The sequence below is a fragment of the Halobacillus rhizosphaerae genome (assembly GCF_046719735.1).
Classification (GTDB): Bacteria; Bacillota; Bacilli; order Bacillales; family Halobacillaceae; genus Halobacillus_B; species Halobacillus_B rhizosphaerae.
In genome coordinates, this window is sequence record NZ_JAUTWQ010000004.1 from 59328 (window position 1) to 75724 (window position 16397).

20 protein-coding genes are annotated in these 16397 nt (G+C 40.8%); 14 read left to right on the forward strand and 6 right to left on the reverse strand.

Annotated features, from left to right (window positions below):
• The first annotated feature begins 96 nt into the window (after nt 1-96).
• The 4 genes from hemE to Q7A53_RS06940 all read left to right on the forward strand — a co-directional run bounded on the left by hemE (nt 97) and on the right by Q7A53_RS06940 (nt 4634).
• Nucleotides 97-1134, forward strand: coding sequence for a uroporphyrinogen decarboxylase (gene hemE, locus Q7A53_RS06925; RefSeq protein WP_411788410.1), 1038 nt, complete (start codon nt 97-99; stop codon nt 1132-1134).
• A gap of 12 nt (nt 1135-1146) precedes the next feature.
• Nucleotides 1147-2091, forward strand: coding sequence for a ferrochelatase (gene hemH / locus Q7A53_RS06930; protein ID WP_411788411.1), 945 nt, complete (start codon nt 1147-1149; stop codon nt 2089-2091).
• Nucleotides 2084-3487 carry a protoporphyrinogen oxidase gene (gene hemY / locus Q7A53_RS06935; protein ID WP_411788412.1) on the forward strand — a complete coding sequence of 468 codons (1404 nt, stop codon included), beginning with the start codon at nt 2084-2086 and terminating at the stop codon, nt 3485-3487. Before hemH ends, hemY begins: the two co-directional genes overlap by 8 nt.
• A gap of 133 nt (nt 3488-3620) precedes the next feature.
• Complete coding sequence (locus Q7A53_RS06940) at nt 3621-4634, forward strand: LacI family DNA-binding transcriptional regulator (RefSeq protein ID WP_411788413.1); 1014 nt, start codon at nt 3621-3623, stop codon at nt 4632-4634.
• Between the two features lie 235 nt (nt 4635-4869).
• Here Q7A53_RS06940 and yhfH read toward each other — a convergent pair whose 3' ends face one another.
• Nucleotides 4870-4998, reverse strand: coding sequence for a protein YhfH (gene yhfH / locus Q7A53_RS06945; protein WP_411788414.1), 129 nt, complete (start codon nt 4996-4998; stop codon nt 4870-4872).
• Between the two features lie 119 nt (nt 4999-5117).
• Here yhfH and Q7A53_RS06950 point away from each other — a divergent pair, with 119 nt between their 5' ends.
• From Q7A53_RS06950 to Q7A53_RS06960, 3 genes are all read left to right on the forward strand, one after another.
• Nucleotides 5118-5858 (forward strand): MBL fold metallo-hydrolase, encoded by a 741-nt coding sequence (locus Q7A53_RS06950; protein WP_411788415.1) that lies wholly within the window; start codon nt 5118-5120, stop codon nt 5856-5858.
• Nucleotides 5859-5924: 66 nt separating this feature from the next.
• Nucleotides 5925-6923 carry a lipoate--protein ligase gene (locus Q7A53_RS06955; protein ID WP_411788416.1) on the forward strand — a complete coding sequence of 333 codons (999 nt, stop codon included), beginning with the start codon at nt 5925-5927 and terminating at the stop codon, nt 6921-6923.
• Between the two features lie 171 nt (nt 6924-7094).
• Complete coding sequence (locus Q7A53_RS06960) at nt 7095-8636, forward strand: fatty acid--CoA ligase family protein (protein ID WP_411788417.1); 1542 nt, start codon at nt 7095-7097, stop codon at nt 8634-8636.
• A gap of 546 nt (nt 8637-9182) precedes the next feature.
• Here the strand turns inward: Q7A53_RS06960 and Q7A53_RS06965 are convergent.
• A complete protein-coding gene (locus Q7A53_RS06965; protein ID WP_411788418.1) occupies nt 9183-9587 on the reverse strand; it encodes a hypothetical protein in 405 nt (134 codons plus the stop codon).
• Nucleotides 9571-9801 carry a helix-turn-helix transcriptional regulator gene (locus tag Q7A53_RS06970; protein ID WP_411788419.1) on the reverse strand — a complete coding sequence of 77 codons (231 nt, stop codon included), beginning with the start codon at nt 9799-9801 and terminating at the stop codon, nt 9571-9573. The genes Q7A53_RS06965 and Q7A53_RS06970 overlap by 17 nt, the downstream gene beginning before the upstream one ends.
• Nucleotides 9802-10067: 266 nt before the next feature.
• Here Q7A53_RS06970 and Q7A53_RS06975 point away from each other — a divergent pair, with 266 nt between their 5' ends.
• Both Q7A53_RS06975 and Q7A53_RS06980 read left to right on the forward strand, forming a co-directional pair.
• A complete protein-coding gene (locus tag Q7A53_RS06975; RefSeq protein ID WP_411788420.1) occupies nt 10068-10646 on the forward strand; it encodes a hypothetical protein in 579 nt (192 codons plus the stop codon).
• Nucleotides 10646-10975, forward strand: a complete 330-nt coding sequence (locus tag Q7A53_RS06980; protein WP_411788421.1) for a DoxX-like family protein — start codon at nt 10646-10648, stop codon at nt 10973-10975. Before Q7A53_RS06975 ends, Q7A53_RS06980 begins: the two co-directional genes overlap by 1 nt.
• A gap of 143 nt (nt 10976-11118) precedes the next feature.
• Here the strand turns inward: Q7A53_RS06980 and Q7A53_RS06985 are convergent, their stop codons facing one another.
• Nucleotides 11119-11916, reverse strand: coding sequence for a LysM peptidoglycan-binding domain-containing protein (locus tag Q7A53_RS06985; protein ID WP_411788422.1), 798 nt, complete (start codon nt 11914-11916; stop codon nt 11119-11121).
• A gap of 476 nt (nt 11917-12392) precedes the next feature.
• Between Q7A53_RS06985 and Q7A53_RS06990 the strand changes: the two genes are divergently transcribed.
• Nucleotides 12393-13019 (forward strand): class I SAM-dependent methyltransferase, encoded by a 627-nt coding sequence (locus tag Q7A53_RS06990; RefSeq protein WP_411788423.1) that lies wholly within the window; start codon nt 12393-12395, stop codon nt 13017-13019.
• Between the two features lie 202 nt (nt 13020-13221).
• On the opposite strand, the gene Q7A53_RS06995 is transcribed toward Q7A53_RS06990, so the two are convergent.
• A complete protein-coding gene (locus Q7A53_RS06995) occupies nt 13222-13686 on the reverse strand; it encodes a DUF3939 domain-containing protein (RefSeq protein ID WP_411788424.1) in 465 nt (154 codons plus the stop codon).
• Between the two features lie 29 nt (nt 13687-13715).
• Between Q7A53_RS06995 and Q7A53_RS07000 the strand changes: the two genes are divergently transcribed.
• Together Q7A53_RS07000 and Q7A53_RS07005 are read left to right on the forward strand one after the other, a co-directional pair.
• Entirely contained in the window at nt 13716-13862 is a 147-nt protein-coding gene (locus tag Q7A53_RS07000) for a hypothetical protein (RefSeq protein WP_411788425.1), read from the forward strand.
• Nucleotides 13863-13986: 124 nt separating this feature from the next.
• Nucleotides 13987-14514, forward strand: a complete 528-nt coding sequence (locus Q7A53_RS07005; RefSeq protein WP_411788426.1) for a competence protein ComK — start codon at nt 13987-13989, stop codon at nt 14512-14514.
• Here Q7A53_RS07005 and Q7A53_RS07010 read toward each other — a convergent pair.
• The gene (locus Q7A53_RS07010) at nt 14435-14851 is read right to left on the reverse strand and encodes a hypothetical protein (RefSeq protein ID WP_411788427.1); all 417 of its coding nucleotides are present in this window, start codon (nt 14849-14851) and stop codon (nt 14435-14437) included. The two genes, Q7A53_RS07005 and Q7A53_RS07010, sit on opposite strands and share 80 nt — an antisense overlap.
• Nucleotides 14852-15071: 220 nt before the next feature.
• Here Q7A53_RS07010 and Q7A53_RS07015 point away from each other — a divergent pair, with 220 nt between their 5' ends.
• Nucleotides 15072-15719 carry a TVP38/TMEM64 family protein gene (locus tag Q7A53_RS07015; protein ID WP_411788428.1) on the forward strand — a complete coding sequence of 216 codons (648 nt, stop codon included), beginning with the start codon at nt 15072-15074 and terminating at the stop codon, nt 15717-15719.
• A 56-nt stretch (nt 15720-15775) separates the two neighbouring features.
• Entirely contained in the window at nt 15776-16321 is a 546-nt protein-coding gene (lepB, locus tag Q7A53_RS07020; RefSeq protein WP_411788429.1) for a signal peptidase I, read from the forward strand.
• Nucleotides 16322-16397: the final 76 nt, after the last annotated feature.

Below are 16397 nucleotides of genomic sequence, written 5' to 3' on the forward strand. Positions count from 1 at the left end.
CTTGTGACAAGAAAGTACTTTCTCTATACAGAAGATTAAATAATCGGTATAGTAAAATCGGATGAAAGATGAACGCTGGTAAAGGAGTATTTAATCATGACAAACGAATTCAATGACACGATATTAAAAGCTTTTCGAGGAGAAGAAACATCACACACCCCTGTTTGGTTTATGCGTCAGGCGGGAAGATCACAGCCTGAATACCGTAAACTGAAGGAGAAATATTCGCTATTTGAAATTACTCATCAGCCGGAGCTATGTGCTTATGTCACGCGGCTTCCGGTTGAACAGTACGGAGTCGATGCAGCTATATTATATAAAGACATTATGTCACCGCTCCCTGCAATTGGAGTAGACGTAGAGATTAAGAAAGGGATAGGGCCGGTGATTCACAACCCAGTGAAGACGAAGGCAGATGTGGAAAAACTGGGAGAGATTGATCCCGAATCTGACGTGCCTTATGTACTAGACACTATTCGCCTATTAACCAGGGAGCAATTAAATGTGCCATTGATAGGATTTAGTGGTGCCCCATTCACGCTTGCAAGCTATATGATTGAGGGCGGCCCTTCGAAGAATTATAATAAGACTAAATCCCTAATGTACAGCGAACCCCAAACCTGGTTTCTTCTCATGGATAAGCTGGCAGACATGGTCATTACATATGTCCGGGCACAGACAGCAGCTGGAGCGAAGGCAATTCAAATATTTGATTCCTGGGTGGGAGCACTCAATGCCGAGGACTATCGTGTGTTTATTAAGCCTGTAATGGATCGGATATTTACTGAATTGAAAACAGAAGAAGTTCCACTCATTTTATTTGGTGTGGGAGCAAGACACTTAGCTCTGGAATGGAACGACTTACCTTGTGATGTAGTAGGGTTGGATTGGCGTCTATCCATTCCAGAAGCGAGAGAGCTTGGGATTACGAAACCGCTTCAGGGGAATCTGGATCCTTCCATTCTGCTATCCGACTGGAATGTTATCGAGGAGCGGGCAAAGCGTATAGTCGATGAAGGGAAAAACCACCCGGCTCACATTTTTAATTTAGGCCATGGGGTGACCCCTGACATACAGCCGGAAACGTTGAAAAGGCTGACTCAGTTGATTCATGACTATTCCAAATCGAATTAAGAGGTGACAATAATGGCGAAAAAGCAAGTTGGGCTGCTGGTAATGGCCTATGGTACTCCATATAAAGAAGAAGATTTAGAAAGATATTACACTCATATCCGCAGAGGACGCAAACCATCTGAGGAAATGCTTCTGGATTTAAGAAACCGTTATGATGCTATTGGCGGAATTTCTCCGCTCGCAACGATCACGGAGGATCAGGGAAAAGCGCTTCAGAAATCCCTAAATGGTAAACAGAGCGAAGTAGAATTTAAATTATATTTAGGATTGAAGCATATTGAACCTTTTGTTGAAGATGCCGTGGAACAAATGGCGCGCGACGGTATTGAGGAAGCTGTTTCGATTGTACTTGCTCCACACTACTCTACGTTCAGCGTGAAATCTTACAACGGCCGCGCTCAGGAAGAGGCAGAGAAGCACGGCATTACGATTCGTTCGGTTGAAAGCTGGTATGATGCTCCAGGATTTATTCAATACTGGAAAGAAAAAATTCTGGAAGAATATGCCAAAATTTCTGAAGAAGAACAACAGAAAACCTGCCTGATTGTTTCTGCTCACAGCCTACCTGAAAAGATCCTGGAAGGCGGAGATCCCTATCCGGATCAATTGAAGAAAACAGCAGAATTAATATCGAAAGCCACCGGGATCTCACAATATGAAATCGGCTGGCAAAGTGAAGGGAACACCCCGGATCCTTGGATAGGGCCGGACGTGCAGGATTTAACAAGAGACTTGTATGAGAAGAAAGGCTATACATCTTTTGTTTATGCGCCGGTAGGCTTTGTCTCCGATCATTTAGAAGTACTATATGATAATGACTACGAGTGCAAAGTCGTATGTGAAGAAATAGGAGCAAACTACTATCGCCCGGAAATGCCAAACACTCACCCGAAATTTATTGATACTTTAGCTAATGTAGTACTGGATAAAATCGAGGTGCAGTCTCTTTATGACTGATGTTAAGAAGGTCGTGATCGCAGGCGGAGGAATCGCAGGTCTTACAGCTGCTTTTTATTTACAAAAAGAAGCAAGGGAAAAGAATCTGCCGCTTGAGGTTAAGCTCATCGAAGCAGGCAGTCAGCTTGGTGGTAAGATTGAAACTGTGAAGAGAGATGGATTTACGATTGAACGGGGACCGGATTCCTTTCTTGAAAGAAAAAAGAGCGCAACGAGACTGGCGGAAGAGGTTGGTCTTGGGGACGAGCTAGTGCCTAATGGTACAGGACAATCGTATATATTAGTCCAGGGTAAATTGCACAAAATGCCGAGTGGCTCTTTTATGGGAGTCCCGACACGAGTCCGGCCGTTTCTTATATCGGGGCTGTTTTCTCCACTAGGTAAGCTTAGGGCAGGTCTCGATTTAATTAAACCTGCTAAAAAGAAACCTGACGATCAATCCCTCGGTTTGTTTTTCCGGAGAAGGTTAGGAAATCAGGTGGTTGAAAATCTAATTGAACCCTTGTTATCTGGAATATATGCCGGGGATATTGATCAATTAAGCTTACAATCGACTTTCCCAAACTTCTACGATTTAGAACAGGAATATGGCAGTTTAATTAAAGGGCTTAGAAAAACCCGGCCCAAGCCGGATAAGAAGGCGAAAAAGCCGAGCATGTTTCGAACCTTTACTCACGGCCTGGGATCATTAGTGAAAGCGATAGAATCACACTTAGATCCGGATACCGTTCAATTGAATACGAAAGTCGATCACATTGAGAAGAAAGAGAAAAAGTATCATGTGCTGCTTAGTGATGGAACCGTGGAGAAAGCAGATGGCGTTATCATTGCGGCTCCTCACTATGCTTGTGAACGAATGCTTCCGCAGTATGATATCTTTAAGTCTTTCAAAGAAGCCCAGGCGACATCGGTAGCGAATGTAGCGATGGCATTTGATGCCTCTGCGATAAAAAAAGATATTAACGGAACAGGCTTTGTTGTCTCACGCAATAGCGATTTTCGCATAACTGCTTGCACGTGGGCTCACAAGAAGTGGCCGCATTCCACACCGGAAGGGAAAGTACTTCTCCGCTGCTTTGTTGGGAAACCCAATGATCAGGAAGTGGTAGATCTTTCGGATGAAGAAATTACGGAGATTGTACTCCGCGATTTAAACAAAACGATGAAGATTAAAGCACGACCGGATTTTTCTGTAGTATCCCGCTGGCCGAACGCTATGCCGCAATATACGGTCGGTCATAAAGATAGATTAGATGCAATTACTAATCAAATGAAAGAGCAGCTTCCAGGCGTTTGCTTAGCAGGCGGCTCATATCGGGGGATTGGTCTTCCTGATTGTATTGATCAAGGGGAAGCAGCGGTTCAACAAATATTAGATTATTTTCATTTTGAATAGAGAAGGCTGCCATTGATAGATGGCAGTTTTTTCTATTTATTAATACAGAAAACTCTTGCAAGTCAATGAGAGGATTAGTATGCTTGAAACTGAAAGCGATTTCATAACCAAGCTGACAGCAGGGGGAATAAGAATGGCTACGATTGAAGATGTAGCAAAGCTGGCGGGGCTTTCAAGGACCACCGTATCACGAGTGATTAACGATCAGCCTTACGTGACTGACGAAAAGAAGAGTCGGATTCTTCAGGCAATGAAGGAACTTGGATACGTACCTAATTCATCCGCAAGAAGATTACGCAGTCAAAAAACAGAAACGATTGCTGTGTTATTACCTAGATTAAGAAACCCTTTTTTCGGTAATTTAATAGAGGCTATGGAAGAGAAAGCTTCAGAGTGGGGATATCAGGTGATTGTCTGCCAGACTCATGATTCGAAGCAGAAAGAACTGGATTATTTGCAGCTGTTGAAAACGAAACAAGTGGATGGCGTGGTGATGGCATCAGTCATTAACGATTGGTGCGACATCGAGCCGTATTTGGAATCTGGACCTATTGTATTATGCAACGAATATAAAGAAGAAGCACAGGTATCGATGATTCATATGGATCAGAGAAGAGCAGCCTATGAATCTACTAGTCATTTAATTGATCAAGGCTGTAAACAGATTGCTTACGTCAGCGGGGGGCATGAAAGTCATGCTGCCTATGAAAGAAAATTAGGTTTCACCCAGGCCCTCCAGGACCATGCTATTCCGTTTCATTCAGAAATGATCATTGACTGGGCATTGGATGTGAGTGATGGCCAGAAGGTCTTCCACTATCTTACCAAGCATTTCCCAGAAGTCGATGGAATCTTTACGGGTTCTGATGAGGTAGCAGCAGGGATTATTTACGAGGCTAGTGAATCAGAATGGGAGATTCCAGCAGATATCGCTGTAGTAGGTTTCGACAATCAAATGATCTCTCTGCTGATGGTGCCCTCCATTACTACTGTAGAGCAGCCCGTACGGGAAATGGCAGAGAAAACGATTGAGGTATTGTGCAGTCAAATCATTCACAAAAGTCAAAGAAACGATCAACGTTTCGTCTATGATCATGAGTTACTAGTTAGAAATTCTACGAAAAGAAAAAAATTATCTCTGCAATAAAAAAATCCACGACTTCGTGGATTTTTTATTTTTAGTTCTTTCGATCAGCAGATTTTGTTAAGGTAAGTGCGGGTATAGTAAAAAAGTAGGATAAGATGATGTAGATTTTCAGAAGCGTAAATGACGAACCAGAACATCCTTGCTCAAAAAAACTGTATTATAACAAAAAAAGCAGCTTAGATTAGCTGCTCCAAAAGAAAAATCATTCACCCTCTGTTTATCTCGCCTGCATCTCTTAGCGGGCGGGATGGTCACATTTCTCGCAAAGATTTCCATAACAGTCTGCTTGTTCCTGAATGGTTTTGCCGCAATTGGAGCATTGTTTCTTAGGAAGATTTCTGAAAAATTCAAGGACGTTCATCATCGATTGATCCCCTCCAAATTCTTTAATGTAAAATCATTGTATTATAACAATATGCATAAATCAACCACCTGTTATAAAACAATTGATAATTAGTCAAATAGTTATAGGGAGAGATTATAATGAAAGTGACAATTATAGGTTATTGGGGTGCATACCCAGCTGCTGGCAGTGCTACTTCCGGCTATTTAGTAGAACATAACGGGTATAAATTACTAGTCGACTGCGGCAGTGGAGTCTTATCACGGCTTCAGCAGTTTATTCATGTGAAAGATCTTGATGCAGTGATCCTGTCCCACTATCATAATGATCATATCGCTGACATCGGACCACTTCAGTATTCCTGGCTTGTTCAGAATACTTTGAGTGGTTCGGAAGACGTTTTACCGATTTATGGTCATGAAGAGAATAAGGCTGCCTTTTCACAATTGTCCCATCAATTTACTAAAGGGGTAGCTTATCTGCCTGAAGAAACTTTACAGATTGGGCCGTTCACGATTGATTTCCAAAGGACGAATCACCCCGTTCCTTGTTTTGGTATGAGAATATCGGACGGAGAGGACGATCTGGTTTACACGGCTGATACTAGTTATTTTCCAGAGTGGGCAAGTTTCGCCAAGCATGCCAGCCTCCTTATTACAGATACCAACTTTTTCAAAGGAATGGATGGCAGCGGACCGGGGCATATGACGAGTGAGGAAGCGGCCTCTATAGCTCAGGAAGCAAAAGTAGAAACTCTGTGGCTCAGTCATCTTCCTCATTTTGGTGAATTAACGAGACTGAGACAGGAAGCAGAAGATCAGTTTAATGGGCATATTTTTGTAGCGAAGGAAGGACTTACCTGGAAAGGAAGCGCTCAATAAATTGTTTATTGGTGGCGGTTTTATTACAATAGGAGGAGGAAAATATCATCAGAAAGGATGACACGTATGCTGTTTATTGACCATGAGGGAATTAATGATCCTCACATCAATTTAGCTATAGAAGAATACGCATTAAAAAACCTAGATATTAATGAAACGTACCTTCTCTTTTACATTAACGAACCTTCAATTATTATTGGGAAAAACCAGAACACAGTGGAGGAAATAAACACGGATTACGTGGATAAGAACGGAATTCACGTGGTCCGACGTTTGTCCGGAGGGGGTGCCGTCTACCATGACCTCGGGAATTTAAGTTTTAGTTTTATTACTAAAGATGATGGAGACAGCTTTCACGACTTTGCTAAATTTACAGAGCCGGTAACTCAGGCGCTGCAGAAACTTGGCGTAGGAGCAGAACTATCAGGCAGGAATGATATCGTAGTCGATGGCAGAAAAATCTCCGGAAATGCCCAATTCACCACCCGGGGGCGGATGTTCAGCCACGGTACGCTCATGCTAGATTCTGAAATAGAAAATGTGGTTTCCGCTTTAAATGTAAAAACTGAAAAAATTAAATCAAAAGGAATTAAATCGATTCGCAGCCGTGTTGCCAATATCTCTGAGTTTCTCGAAGAAAAGATTACCATGGAAGAATTTAAAGATTTAATTCTGCGTTACATTTTTGATGTGGAAGATGTTAATGATGTCCCGCAATATCGGCTGACAGAGAAGGATTGGGAAGGCATTCATAAACTTGCCGATGAACGGTATAAGAATTGGGAGTGGAATTATGGAAAGTCCCCTAAATTTAATATTCAGCATACGAAACGAATTGAAGGAGCGGGAAGCTATGACATTCGTTTGGACGTTGCGAAAGGCTATATTCGAAATGCTAAAATTTACGGCGATTTCTTTGGGGTAGGAGATATTAGTGAAATAGAAGAGGCATTAATTGGTGCTCGGTATGAGCGTGAAGCACTGGCTGAAGCGCTTGAAGATAAAGATATTTCTTACTACCTTGGAAAAATTGACAGAACGGATTTTCTTGATATGATTTACTAATGAATAACCGAGTCGGTGCTCTTTACAGGGCACCGGCTTTTTTTATCCAAGGAAGTTCATTCTATACGAGTTGCTAATTAATTTTTAGTATTTTATAATTAAATTGAATATTTTTACTAATATAATGAATGACTATTCATTCATTATAAATACATAGGGGGATGCTCAATAATGAATTTAAGTGATCAGTTAGGCATAGTCGCTCAAAACAACCCTTCTAAAGATGCTTACCTATTTCAAGGACAGCGGGTAAGCTATGAAGAGTTTGATGCTTCTGTAACTAAGTTCGCCTCAAGCCTCAAAGCGTTAGGGTATGGAAAAGGAGACCATGTAGCATTAGTAAGTGGAAATAGTCCCTTATTTATGATTGGTCTTTACGGTTCTCTGAGAGCTGGGGTTACGGTAATTCCGATTAATCCGACTTACACAGTAGATGAGATGAGCTACATTTTGAAAAATGGTGACGTGAAAGCAGTCATCACTATGGATGTGCTTTTAGAGAAATTTGAACATATGGATGATGGCCTGAATGTCCAGGACTACTTTGCCGCTGATACCGGGACTGGCATGTCCCTTTCCGAATCCTCATTAAACGATAAAATGAAACCGTTTACAAAAGTGGTGGCAGAAGGTTCGCTTCACTTCGATCGTCCGGAGCTTGATCCGGAAGACGTTGCGGTTATACTTTACACTTCTGGGACTACGGGCAAACCAAAGGGAGCTATGCTGACGCACCGCAATTTATACTCCAATGCCTCGGATGTGGCTGATTACTTACAATTTAATAATGAGGACCGGGTCATTGCTGCTTTACCTATGTTCCATGTGTTTTGCCTGACCGTAGCTCTGAATGCTCCATTAATGAACGGAGGGACTGTCCTCGTTATTCCTAAGTTTTCCCCGCAAGCCGTCTTCGATGCTGCGGAGAACGAACAAGCTACCGTATTTGCCGGCGTTCCAACGATGTATAATTACTTGCTCCATAAAGGACAGGAGGAAGCGGAGAGCTTCAGACATATGAGAATTTGTATTTCCGGCGGTTCTTCTCTGCCTGTTGCTCTGCTAAATTCATTTGAAAAGCATTTCAATGTCCAAGTTTCTGAAGGCTATGGTCTTTCTGAAGCCTCCCCGGTCACTGCCTTTAATCCATTAGACCGCCCGCGTAAACCTGGTTCGATTGGGACAAATATCAAAAACGTCGTAAATAAAGTAGTTGATGAACTAGGGGAAGAAGTACCCGCAGGCGAAGTAGGAGAACTGGTAGTAAAAGGTCCGAATGTAATGAGAGGGTATTATAAGATGCCGGAAGAAACCGAGGTCACTATCCGGGACGGCTGGCTTTATACCGGAGATATGGCTCGTGTGGATGATGAAGGGTATTTCTATATTGTGGATCGAAAAAAAGATATGATTCTTGTCGGCGGGTATAATGTGTACCCAAGAGAAGTGGAGGAAGTACTTTACAATCACCCAGAAGTGACAGAAACAGCCGTTGTGGGAGCCCCAGATCCTCAAACAGGGGAAGCTGTAATGAGCTTCGTCGTTACCAATAATCCGTCCCTAACCGCAGAAACGCTTATCAGTTACTGCAGCGAACATCTCGTGAAGTATAAAGTGCCTACGTCTATAGAATTTATGACAGAACTTCCGAAAAATACGACTGGGAAAATTTTGCGGAAAAACTTGCGGGAGAAGCTGGTAAACCCCGGCTAGAAGTAAATATTATCTCAACATATTAGTTTTAAGATTGAATTTAGTTTGAAAATGGCAATAGTCCGATCGATGGGATTTATTTGAAATCACAGATGCGCGCTGTCAGGCATGGTTATAAAGAGATTCGGATGTCATAATATAGTAATGGCGCAACCGTTTGCGGTCTTCCGCAAAATCTTTTCGGTGATAGAAGACCTAGAATATATTACAATAGGATATAGATAAGCGTCATGCTTATTTGCAACCTACTATTTACGGCCTGGTAGCCGTAAATAGGTCAGTAATATTTATTACTGATGAGTGTTTTTGTGAAAAAGCTTCTTTTTCTCAGAAGGGCTTTTTCATAACATTAATTCCCTCACTCAAAAGTTTACCAGTCGTCTCTTTGGCCAATGCTCCTATGAGCATTGGCATTTTTTTGTCTAAAAGTTGAAAACTAGTGTTGACCTCGGAGTGTTCAGCGCAAGGAGGTATACCTGCAACTCCGGAAAAAATGGGGGGATTTCCGGAGCGGCATAGAGAGTGTACCACGTTTGAATTTTTATACTAAAGGCTTTCTTCAATTACATCCCGATTATTGAGGTAGCCGCGTATGATCCATCTTAAAATGAAACTTGCTAGTATGATGAAGGCAGCAAGCTTAGGAAAAGACAGAGGGATATCGGTGTTAATAACTAGAGTACTTCCCCCGAATAGTAAAATGATTATTAACCAATAAGTGATATATCCAGCAAAATAATCATTTGCACGTGTTCGTTGATCATGTTCAAGTTTTACTTTGTTCCATTTCCTCTCCTTGTGTATTTCAAGACCCATCGCTCCATATTGCAGGGTTGCAGCTATGGCAGTTAGTAAGGTGAGGATCGAGTGGGATTGAGAAAAATAAAAATAAAACAATAAGCATGGAATGGTCATCTTCAAAATAAACTTGGTTTTATGCGTTACGTTCATGGCAATCCTCTCCTTCAATCCAGAATAATTTCTCCACCGGACATCCTAGCACTTTGGCTAATTTTAATGTTGTCCCGATAGAAGGTTCATACCTTTGTTTTTCTATGGCAATAATTGTTTGCCTTGTTACAAGAACCTTTTCAGCTAATTGATCCTGAGTGAGTCTCTTTTCTTTCCTAATGGCTTTTACAGCATTTCGAACTCCATGTTTCATCGTTAACGACCTTTCTTATGTAATGTGCACCTTACATAATTTGATTATATACAATTTTAAATGTAATGTAAACGTTACATTTAAAATATTTTCCATTTTTGGATTTTAAGATTCGGTGTTCGTTGTCCTTGTAAGCTGCTCTTTGAATAAAAGTTGAGTTAATCTAATAGTTTTGAAATAATTGATATGAGAAGCACAGTAAGGTTCTTCTCATCCTATCTTTAGACGGAATCCATGGAAAAATTATGAATAAAGCGAGGGGCTCTATGAAAAGGAAACCAATATATGTAGAGATACCAATAAATGCTGAGATGAAGGATCTTTGGAGTTCTTCACATACCCCTGAATTACACCAGCAATGGGACCTTCGATTTTCTTCAATTACCTATCTACCAAAAGATCATGAAAGTGCTCTTCAAGAGTTCGTTTATAAAACGAAGATTGGATTTGGTCTAGCAGTAGAAGGATGGGGGAGAAGCGTGGGGAGCTTTAATGGTAAGGATGGCTCTAGAACATCTTCCTTACACTTTGGCAGTGACCAAAAGCTATCTCTTATTACAGAAGTGAAAGGGTATTGGAAATACATTCAGAATGAAGACTCTTCCTTAACGTTTTTAACCCAGTATAATTATCAAACACGGTTCGGTAAACTGGGTGAATGGCTGGACTTTTGTTTGTTTCGTCCTATAATAGGCTGGGCGACTTCCGTAAGTTTTGATGTATTAAAACGCTGGATGGAGAAAGGTGAAGCTCCAGGATCTCAATACATACGTTTCGCTATCTACTGGATGCTTACTTTTTATTCGCTTTTATATGGTTTTACCACGGCTTGGTACCGAAATTAATGAACATGCATCCGGAAGAATTAGCCATGGCAGCAAGTTTATTACCTGGGAATTCTATTCAGCCCTCTGCGGTTGTTCTAGGAGCAGGAATTGCAGAGGTCATATTCGGAGTGGTGTGGCTTTTTACTAAGCATCGCAGACGGTTATTTTGGCTGCAGACGATCGTATTTCCCGTACTAACCTTATCTGCAACTATCAGCGATCCGAGTACGTTGATTCATCCTTTTAGTCCACTCACTTTCAACTTGTGTTTACTAATTCTGTCTATTATTGGACTTCTTATCAGCCGTGATGTTCCAACAGCAAAAACTTGCAAAAGGCAGAGGTGAAAGGAGTACTCATATCCATAGGTAAAGGTACAAGAGAGTGAAAATCTATGAAAGTAATCTCCCAGCATTAAAAACTCTCAGAGCGACTGGCTCTGAGAGTTTTTATTAGGCTAATTCACTATTTATCTTACTTTTCCTTTCTTTTAGAAATATACCTTGATTTTTACAAGGTCTTGTATACTGCCGTCTTTTGGACTTCGGCTATAAACCCGCAGTTCTCCTGAATCTGAGGTTGGATGGCGGTCAAATGGAAGCTCTGCACTAAATGAACCATAAGCTGGTGCTCCTTCACTAGTAGTAGCAAAGCGTTCATTTGTGACAATTACTCCATTACTATCTCTTAGCTGATAATTGACTACAGCTTCAAAAACTCGGGCATAGCCGGATACACGCTGGTTATTAGTAACTACAGCACCTGGCAATGGACGGGTTACAAGTATATTCCTTGAAGTTGGAATTGGAATAATTAAGTGATAGTCCGGCCAAATGACATCTTTCTGGAAACCAGGACGGTCGGCATTTGCTTTCTCAATATCAGCTATAGAAACACCAAACTGCCTGGAAATTGAATGAAGCGTGTCCCCACTGACAATCTTATATGTGAATGCAGGAACAATAAGCCGCTGGCCGAGTTTAATCAAATTAGAATTCTCGATTTGATTGATCCCTGCAAGAAGATCTACATGCGTACTAAACATTTGTGCAATTGCATTGAGGGTATTCCCCTTTGCGATAATATAACTCATAATAGGATTAGAGGTTGAAGTGGGAATTACAAGTACATCGCCTGGGAAGATCAATCCTCTATCTGTTACAGGTGGAAACAAATGGTTAGCTCTTTCTATTCCCTTGATAGTACTTCCGAATTTCTCAGCAATCGAATAAAGTGTATCCCCTGACCTTACCTCATAAATAAGTCCTTGAGTTTGAATTGAAGGCATATTCTCCTATCTCCTTTCCATTTATTGTATGAATGGGGGTGTGATAGAGAACGGCATAATCATTAAAACGATTCATAAATTCTATTATTTGAATAAAAAATGAATTTAACTTATTAAACATTTATGTCTGAAATATTTAAACGTTAAGGAAAACAAGCTCATTTCATATATTTAATTTTAGTATTTATCACTAAACTTAACTCTAAACCTATTATTAGAATCCAGGAGGTTCTCCCCGTATTTATCTCATGATGTGAAACGATTACTGCTGCTTATTCGTACTCATAACAGGACAAAATGAAAAAGGGGAATAGAGGACATTCTTTGATGGTACGGTAGAAATTAGGTATAGATTGAAAGGTGTGATGCACATGTATTTTTTTAATCGGAAAAATCAATTTGTTGGAGGTCAATGCGAGTAATTCATCATTCGAATGGAATGCTCGCTAAATTTTATCAGTACAGGAGGAGCATTCATGTTAAATAACCGCGGGTTTAATTTATGGGCGGATAATTACGATGAAACCGTCCAGATTAGTGAAGAAAATCATTCATATCCTTTTGCGGGGTATAAAGAAATATTAAACACTATATTTAATGAAGTAATGAAAAAGAAGCATTCAAAAGTTTTGGATATTGGGTTCGGCACAGGGGTTTTAACAAGCAAATTGTATGAAAATGGACACCAGGTGGATGGGTTAGACTTTTCATCGCAAATGATTGCTTTGGCCCAAGCTAAAATGCCTGATGCCAATTTGTTAGAGTGGGATATTTCAAATGGTTTACCCCCTGAAATTAGTGACAATAAATATGATGCGATTATTAGCACGTATACTTTGCATCACTTAACGGATGAAGCCAAACTTTCCTTTATTTCTACGCTTGTTTCCCGATTGGAGGAAGACGGAAAGTTATTCATCGGTGATATTGCTTTTGAAACAAGGGAAGACCTTGAAAAGTGTCGTGAAGATCACATAGGTGATTGGGATAGTGATGAATTTTACTTAGTTAATAGCGAAATCAATCGCTCGATCACTCAGATCGGAGAATGTACTTTTTATCCATTTTCACATTGCGGCGGAGTTTTCGTCATCTCAAAGTAAGATCATAATGATGCGGGAGCGGCAGGTGAGAGTACTGCCGCTCTTTTTTTATAATTATAAAAAGGGAGTCATAAGCGGCTGGGTCATGATCTTGAGCGTGAAGTACAGTAGGAGTTAATTATGGGCACGAAAGACCGCTTCAGACATTAGTATTCTCCCGGGGGCGTCTTTATTGTAACAATTTGCACGGTTTCTATAGTTCCTACTTTGGCTGCTTGTAGGTAATCATAAACTCTTCATTTGTCATGTAGAATTCTCGGTTTGGGCGATAAGGTAACAAATTTAACTTCTCGAGTTTATAATAATTAATGCGCTTATAAGGGTCATTTAATATAATGGGCAGGTCGTCTGTTTGCTTCATGTAGGCGTCTACAGCTGCTTGGACAGTATCGATGTCCTTTGCCAGCTGATAATCCTCTTCCTCAAATAATTCATAGGTTTCCCTGGACATGTAAAAGACTTTCGTAGGAATACCGTGTAAATAAGGAGCCAGGAGTTCATAATCCAGCGTTAAATCCTCATTAATAATGACACTTAAGGGCACGGCACTTGGTTTATCATCACCATAAGCGTGGACGGCTTTTCGAACCTCATGAATGGTAAAATCTTTTCGTTCTAAAGATTTCTTATCCTGCTTACTCACTTGTTTCTTCTTACGTTTCCACATAGATATCCCTCCTTAGTGGGGATGAAATTTTGAACAATCAAGCAGCCGTTGTGCGGGAACTAGAGTTTTATACATTGCTAAAACCGAAAGCTGGGAACGATGTTCAGGAGAGAAAAGAAGAATGTCGGATCTGGGAAAAACGGCAAAGAAAGTTTACTTGTAGTATAGCAGATTGAGAAATATTATACATTTTTAAGGAATATTTAGACATTTCATCAAGGGTTTGGTAAATTTAAATAGACGAGCGTCGGGTTCCCCTTGGAATCTGCCGCAACTAGAATTGAAAGGATGTTGGAATGGATGAATTATGGTCTGAAAAAAGAATACGAAGTAAACCCGCAAACTATGGCCTTACTTGCTCAGTATGATGAAAGAGGACAAGTTGTAACGGAAGTGTTTGAAAGCAAGGGATGTTTTAAGCTTCCCAAGCACCCTAGTCAAATTGTTGATGATTCCTGCCGTTACTTTGCCAGCAGTCTGGAGGGAAGAATCTCCGGAACAAAGCAGGTAGCAGGGTTCACTCATAAGCCGCCCATTGTAATCTCCCAGGCTATGGGTATTTATTTCTTCCCAATTATTTCCCCAAAACGAAAAGAATGCTCCTGGATTTCCCACAACTTTATCCGTTCCTATCAAGGGGAGGAGGATCAGACGACCACTATCTTCTTTTCAAATGGCATGTCCGTTAATGTACCGGTTTCTGAAGGCATGATTGCCAATCAAGTCCAGAGAACTGCACAGTTTCGTTTCATTCTTGAAGCCCGCTTAAAACATCCGGCTGCTGCTCCTGTTTCTTCCGGTGAGAGCGTTGCTGAGACTTTTGCATAAGTTCAAATAATATCGTTTCCACTTTCTTTCGAATAGCCGGGTTGAAATAATTGCGTTTTTCTTCAAACCCATGAGCAAGGAATAGAAAAGAAGTAAACGAATCATTTCTTCCGGATTCTACGACCTGCAGCTTTTGCTGATCCATTAAAAATCGAAGCTTTTTACGTTCCTCCCGTGCTGCAAGCTCCATTCTTCCAAGCAGTTCCATATAGGGCTCCTTAATTTTAAATCTTCCCTGTTCAAAGTGTTTTCTATCCTGTCTGATCACGGCAATGGCCATGGACAAGAATAAATATCTTGAAGCCAGATCAAGCTCCTGCTGCTTTAAGCTGCGCATGCTGATTCCTCCTCCGTGATACGAACGTTTGTTCTTATTTTTAATTATACCACGTTCCCTTCGTAATTATGCAAGAGGATTTCACGAAAAGGTTAAAAGTGGAAAAGGATGGGGAAAATTACTAGTACTTGAACTACTAGTAGGCAGGGGAGTCAGTTTCGATTAAAATAGAGGGAAAAGCCATACACTGGTTTCCGGTGTCAATAAGGAGAACCACATCATGTACTTATTGGATATTACGCTAGAGCAGCTGAAACAAATGGCAGAGAACGATCGTTTATTCGACTATATCATTAATCAGTTTGAACAATTTAAAAGTTTGGGCCCGCTTCCGGGGATTTTGCTTCCGCTGCTAGAAGCTTTTCTCCCTATTCTGCCCCTAGTGGGATTTGTACTTGCCAATTCCGTCGTATATGGTTTGTTTAAAGGTTTTTTATATTCCTGGATTGGATCAGCAGCAGGGGCTGTTCTTGTATTTTTAATTGTCCGGCGACTAGGCCAGCAGCGTTTTTTTAGATTTATAAGTCGTCATAAGCAAGTAAGAAAGGTCATGTCCTGGCTCGAAGAACACGGGTTTGGACCGTTGTTTCTCCTGATGTGTTTTCCATTTTCCCCATCTTCCATTATTAATGTGGTTTCCGGGTTGTCCAAGGTGAACCGCCAGCAATTTATATTAGCAACACTATTAGGTAAGTCTGTCATGATTTTTACAATCTCCTATGTTGGCAGCAGCATCGCGTCTTTTGCTCAGAATCCTGTGAAAACAATAGTGGTAGGCGCCTGTATTTTACTATTCTGGATTTTAGGAAAATATATAGAGCGGAGAATTCAAAAAAAGGCGGAACGCAGGAATCGTCACAGAGATTAAGTTTGTCCACCAAAGGGTAAAATGTTCAGTAGTAACCAAGCCTGGAGGATGGAAACATGAAAAAATACCGCAGTATAATCCGCACTATTTTGTTCGCCTTGCTATTAGCTTTATTTCTCAGGTATTTTATATTTGCAAGTTATATTGTGGATGGAAAATCTATGGAGCCTACTTTGTATGATGGTAATTTACTCATGGTGAATAAGGTCGCCTATGACTGGCACGAGATTAACCGGCAGGATGTTATTGTTTTTCATGCCAATGAAAGAGAAGACTATGTGAAGAGGGTTATAGGAATAGCAGGAGATGAAATTTCTTTTAAAAACGATAAACTTTACGTAAATGGAAAAGAGGTATCGGAACATTATTTAGATCCTTTAAGACCTCATGATGGTGAACCCTTCACAGAAAACTTTACTTTGCAGGAAGTGACAGAAGAAGATCGTGTTCCGGCGGGAAAGATTTTCGTTATGGGAGACAACCGCCGTGACAGCTTGGATAGCCGATATTTTGGTTATGTTTCCATTGAAAAAGTGGTAGGGAAAGTGGATGTACGCTACTGGCCGGTTTCGCAGCTCGCCTTACAATTTAAAAGCCAATAATCAGCCGTTCTCTATGGGCGGCTTTTTTTAATTGTCTGGGCATAGTTCGTGTCTACCCGGGCGCTTCCGCTTTTGT

What these genes read in the sequence shown, in the direction of transcription:
- hemE (WP_411788410.1), top strand. Translation starts at nt 97, where the DNA reads ATGACAAACGAATTCAATGACACGATATTAAAAGCTTTTCGAGGAGAA.
- hemH (WP_411788411.1), top strand. Translation starts at nt 1,147, where the DNA reads ATGGCGAAAAAGCAAGTTGGGCTGCTGGTAATGGCCTATGGTACTCCA.
- hemY (WP_411788412.1), top strand. Translation starts at nt 2,084, where the DNA reads ATGACTGATGTTAAGAAGGTCGTGATCGCAGGCGGAGGAATCGCAGGT.
- Q7A53_RS06940 (WP_411788413.1), top strand. Translation starts at nt 3,621, where the DNA reads ATGGCTACGATTGAAGATGTAGCAAAGCTGGCGGGGCTTTCAAGGACC.
- yhfH (WP_411788414.1), bottom strand. Translation starts at nt 4,998, where the DNA reads ATGATGAACGTCCTTGAATTTTTCAGAAATCTTCCTAAGAAACAATGC.
- Q7A53_RS06950 (WP_411788415.1), top strand. Translation starts at nt 5,118, where the DNA reads ATGAAAGTGACAATTATAGGTTATTGGGGTGCATACCCAGCTGCTGGC.
- Q7A53_RS06955 (WP_411788416.1), top strand. Translation starts at nt 5,925, where the DNA reads ATGCTGTTTATTGACCATGAGGGAATTAATGATCCTCACATCAATTTA.
- Q7A53_RS06960 (WP_411788417.1), top strand. Translation starts at nt 7,095, where the DNA reads ATGAATTTAAGTGATCAGTTAGGCATAGTCGCTCAAAACAACCCTTCT.
- Q7A53_RS06965 (WP_411788418.1), bottom strand. Translation starts at nt 9,587, where the DNA reads ATGAACGTAACGCATAAAACCAAGTTTATTTTGAAGATGACCATTCCA.
- Q7A53_RS06970 (WP_411788419.1), bottom strand. Translation starts at nt 9,801, where the DNA reads ATGAAACATGGAGTTCGAAATGCTGTAAAAGCCATTAGGAAAGAAAAG.
- Q7A53_RS06975 (WP_411788420.1), top strand. Translation starts at nt 10,068, where the DNA reads ATGAAAAGGAAACCAATATATGTAGAGATACCAATAAATGCTGAGATG.
- Q7A53_RS06980 (WP_411788421.1), top strand. Translation starts at nt 10,646, where the DNA reads ATGAACATGCATCCGGAAGAATTAGCCATGGCAGCAAGTTTATTACCT.
- Q7A53_RS06985 (WP_411788422.1), bottom strand. Translation starts at nt 11,916, where the DNA reads ATGCCTTCAATTCAAACTCAAGGACTTATTTATGAGGTAAGGTCAGGG.
- Q7A53_RS06990 (WP_411788423.1), top strand. Translation starts at nt 12,393, where the DNA reads ATGTTAAATAACCGCGGGTTTAATTTATGGGCGGATAATTACGATGAA.
- Q7A53_RS06995 (WP_411788424.1), bottom strand. Translation starts at nt 13,686, where the DNA reads ATGTGGAAACGTAAGAAGAAACAAGTGAGTAAGCAGGATAAGAAATCT.
- Q7A53_RS07005 (WP_411788426.1), top strand. Translation starts at nt 13,987, where the DNA reads ATGAATTATGGTCTGAAAAAAGAATACGAAGTAAACCCGCAAACTATG.
- Q7A53_RS07010 (WP_411788427.1), bottom strand. Translation starts at nt 14,851, where the DNA reads ATGCGCAGCTTAAAGCAGCAGGAGCTTGATCTGGCTTCAAGATATTTA.
- Q7A53_RS07015 (WP_411788428.1), top strand. Translation starts at nt 15,072, where the DNA reads ATGTACTTATTGGATATTACGCTAGAGCAGCTGAAACAAATGGCAGAG.
- lepB (WP_411788429.1), top strand. Translation starts at nt 15,776, where the DNA reads ATGAAAAAATACCGCAGTATAATCCGCACTATTTTGTTCGCCTTGCTA.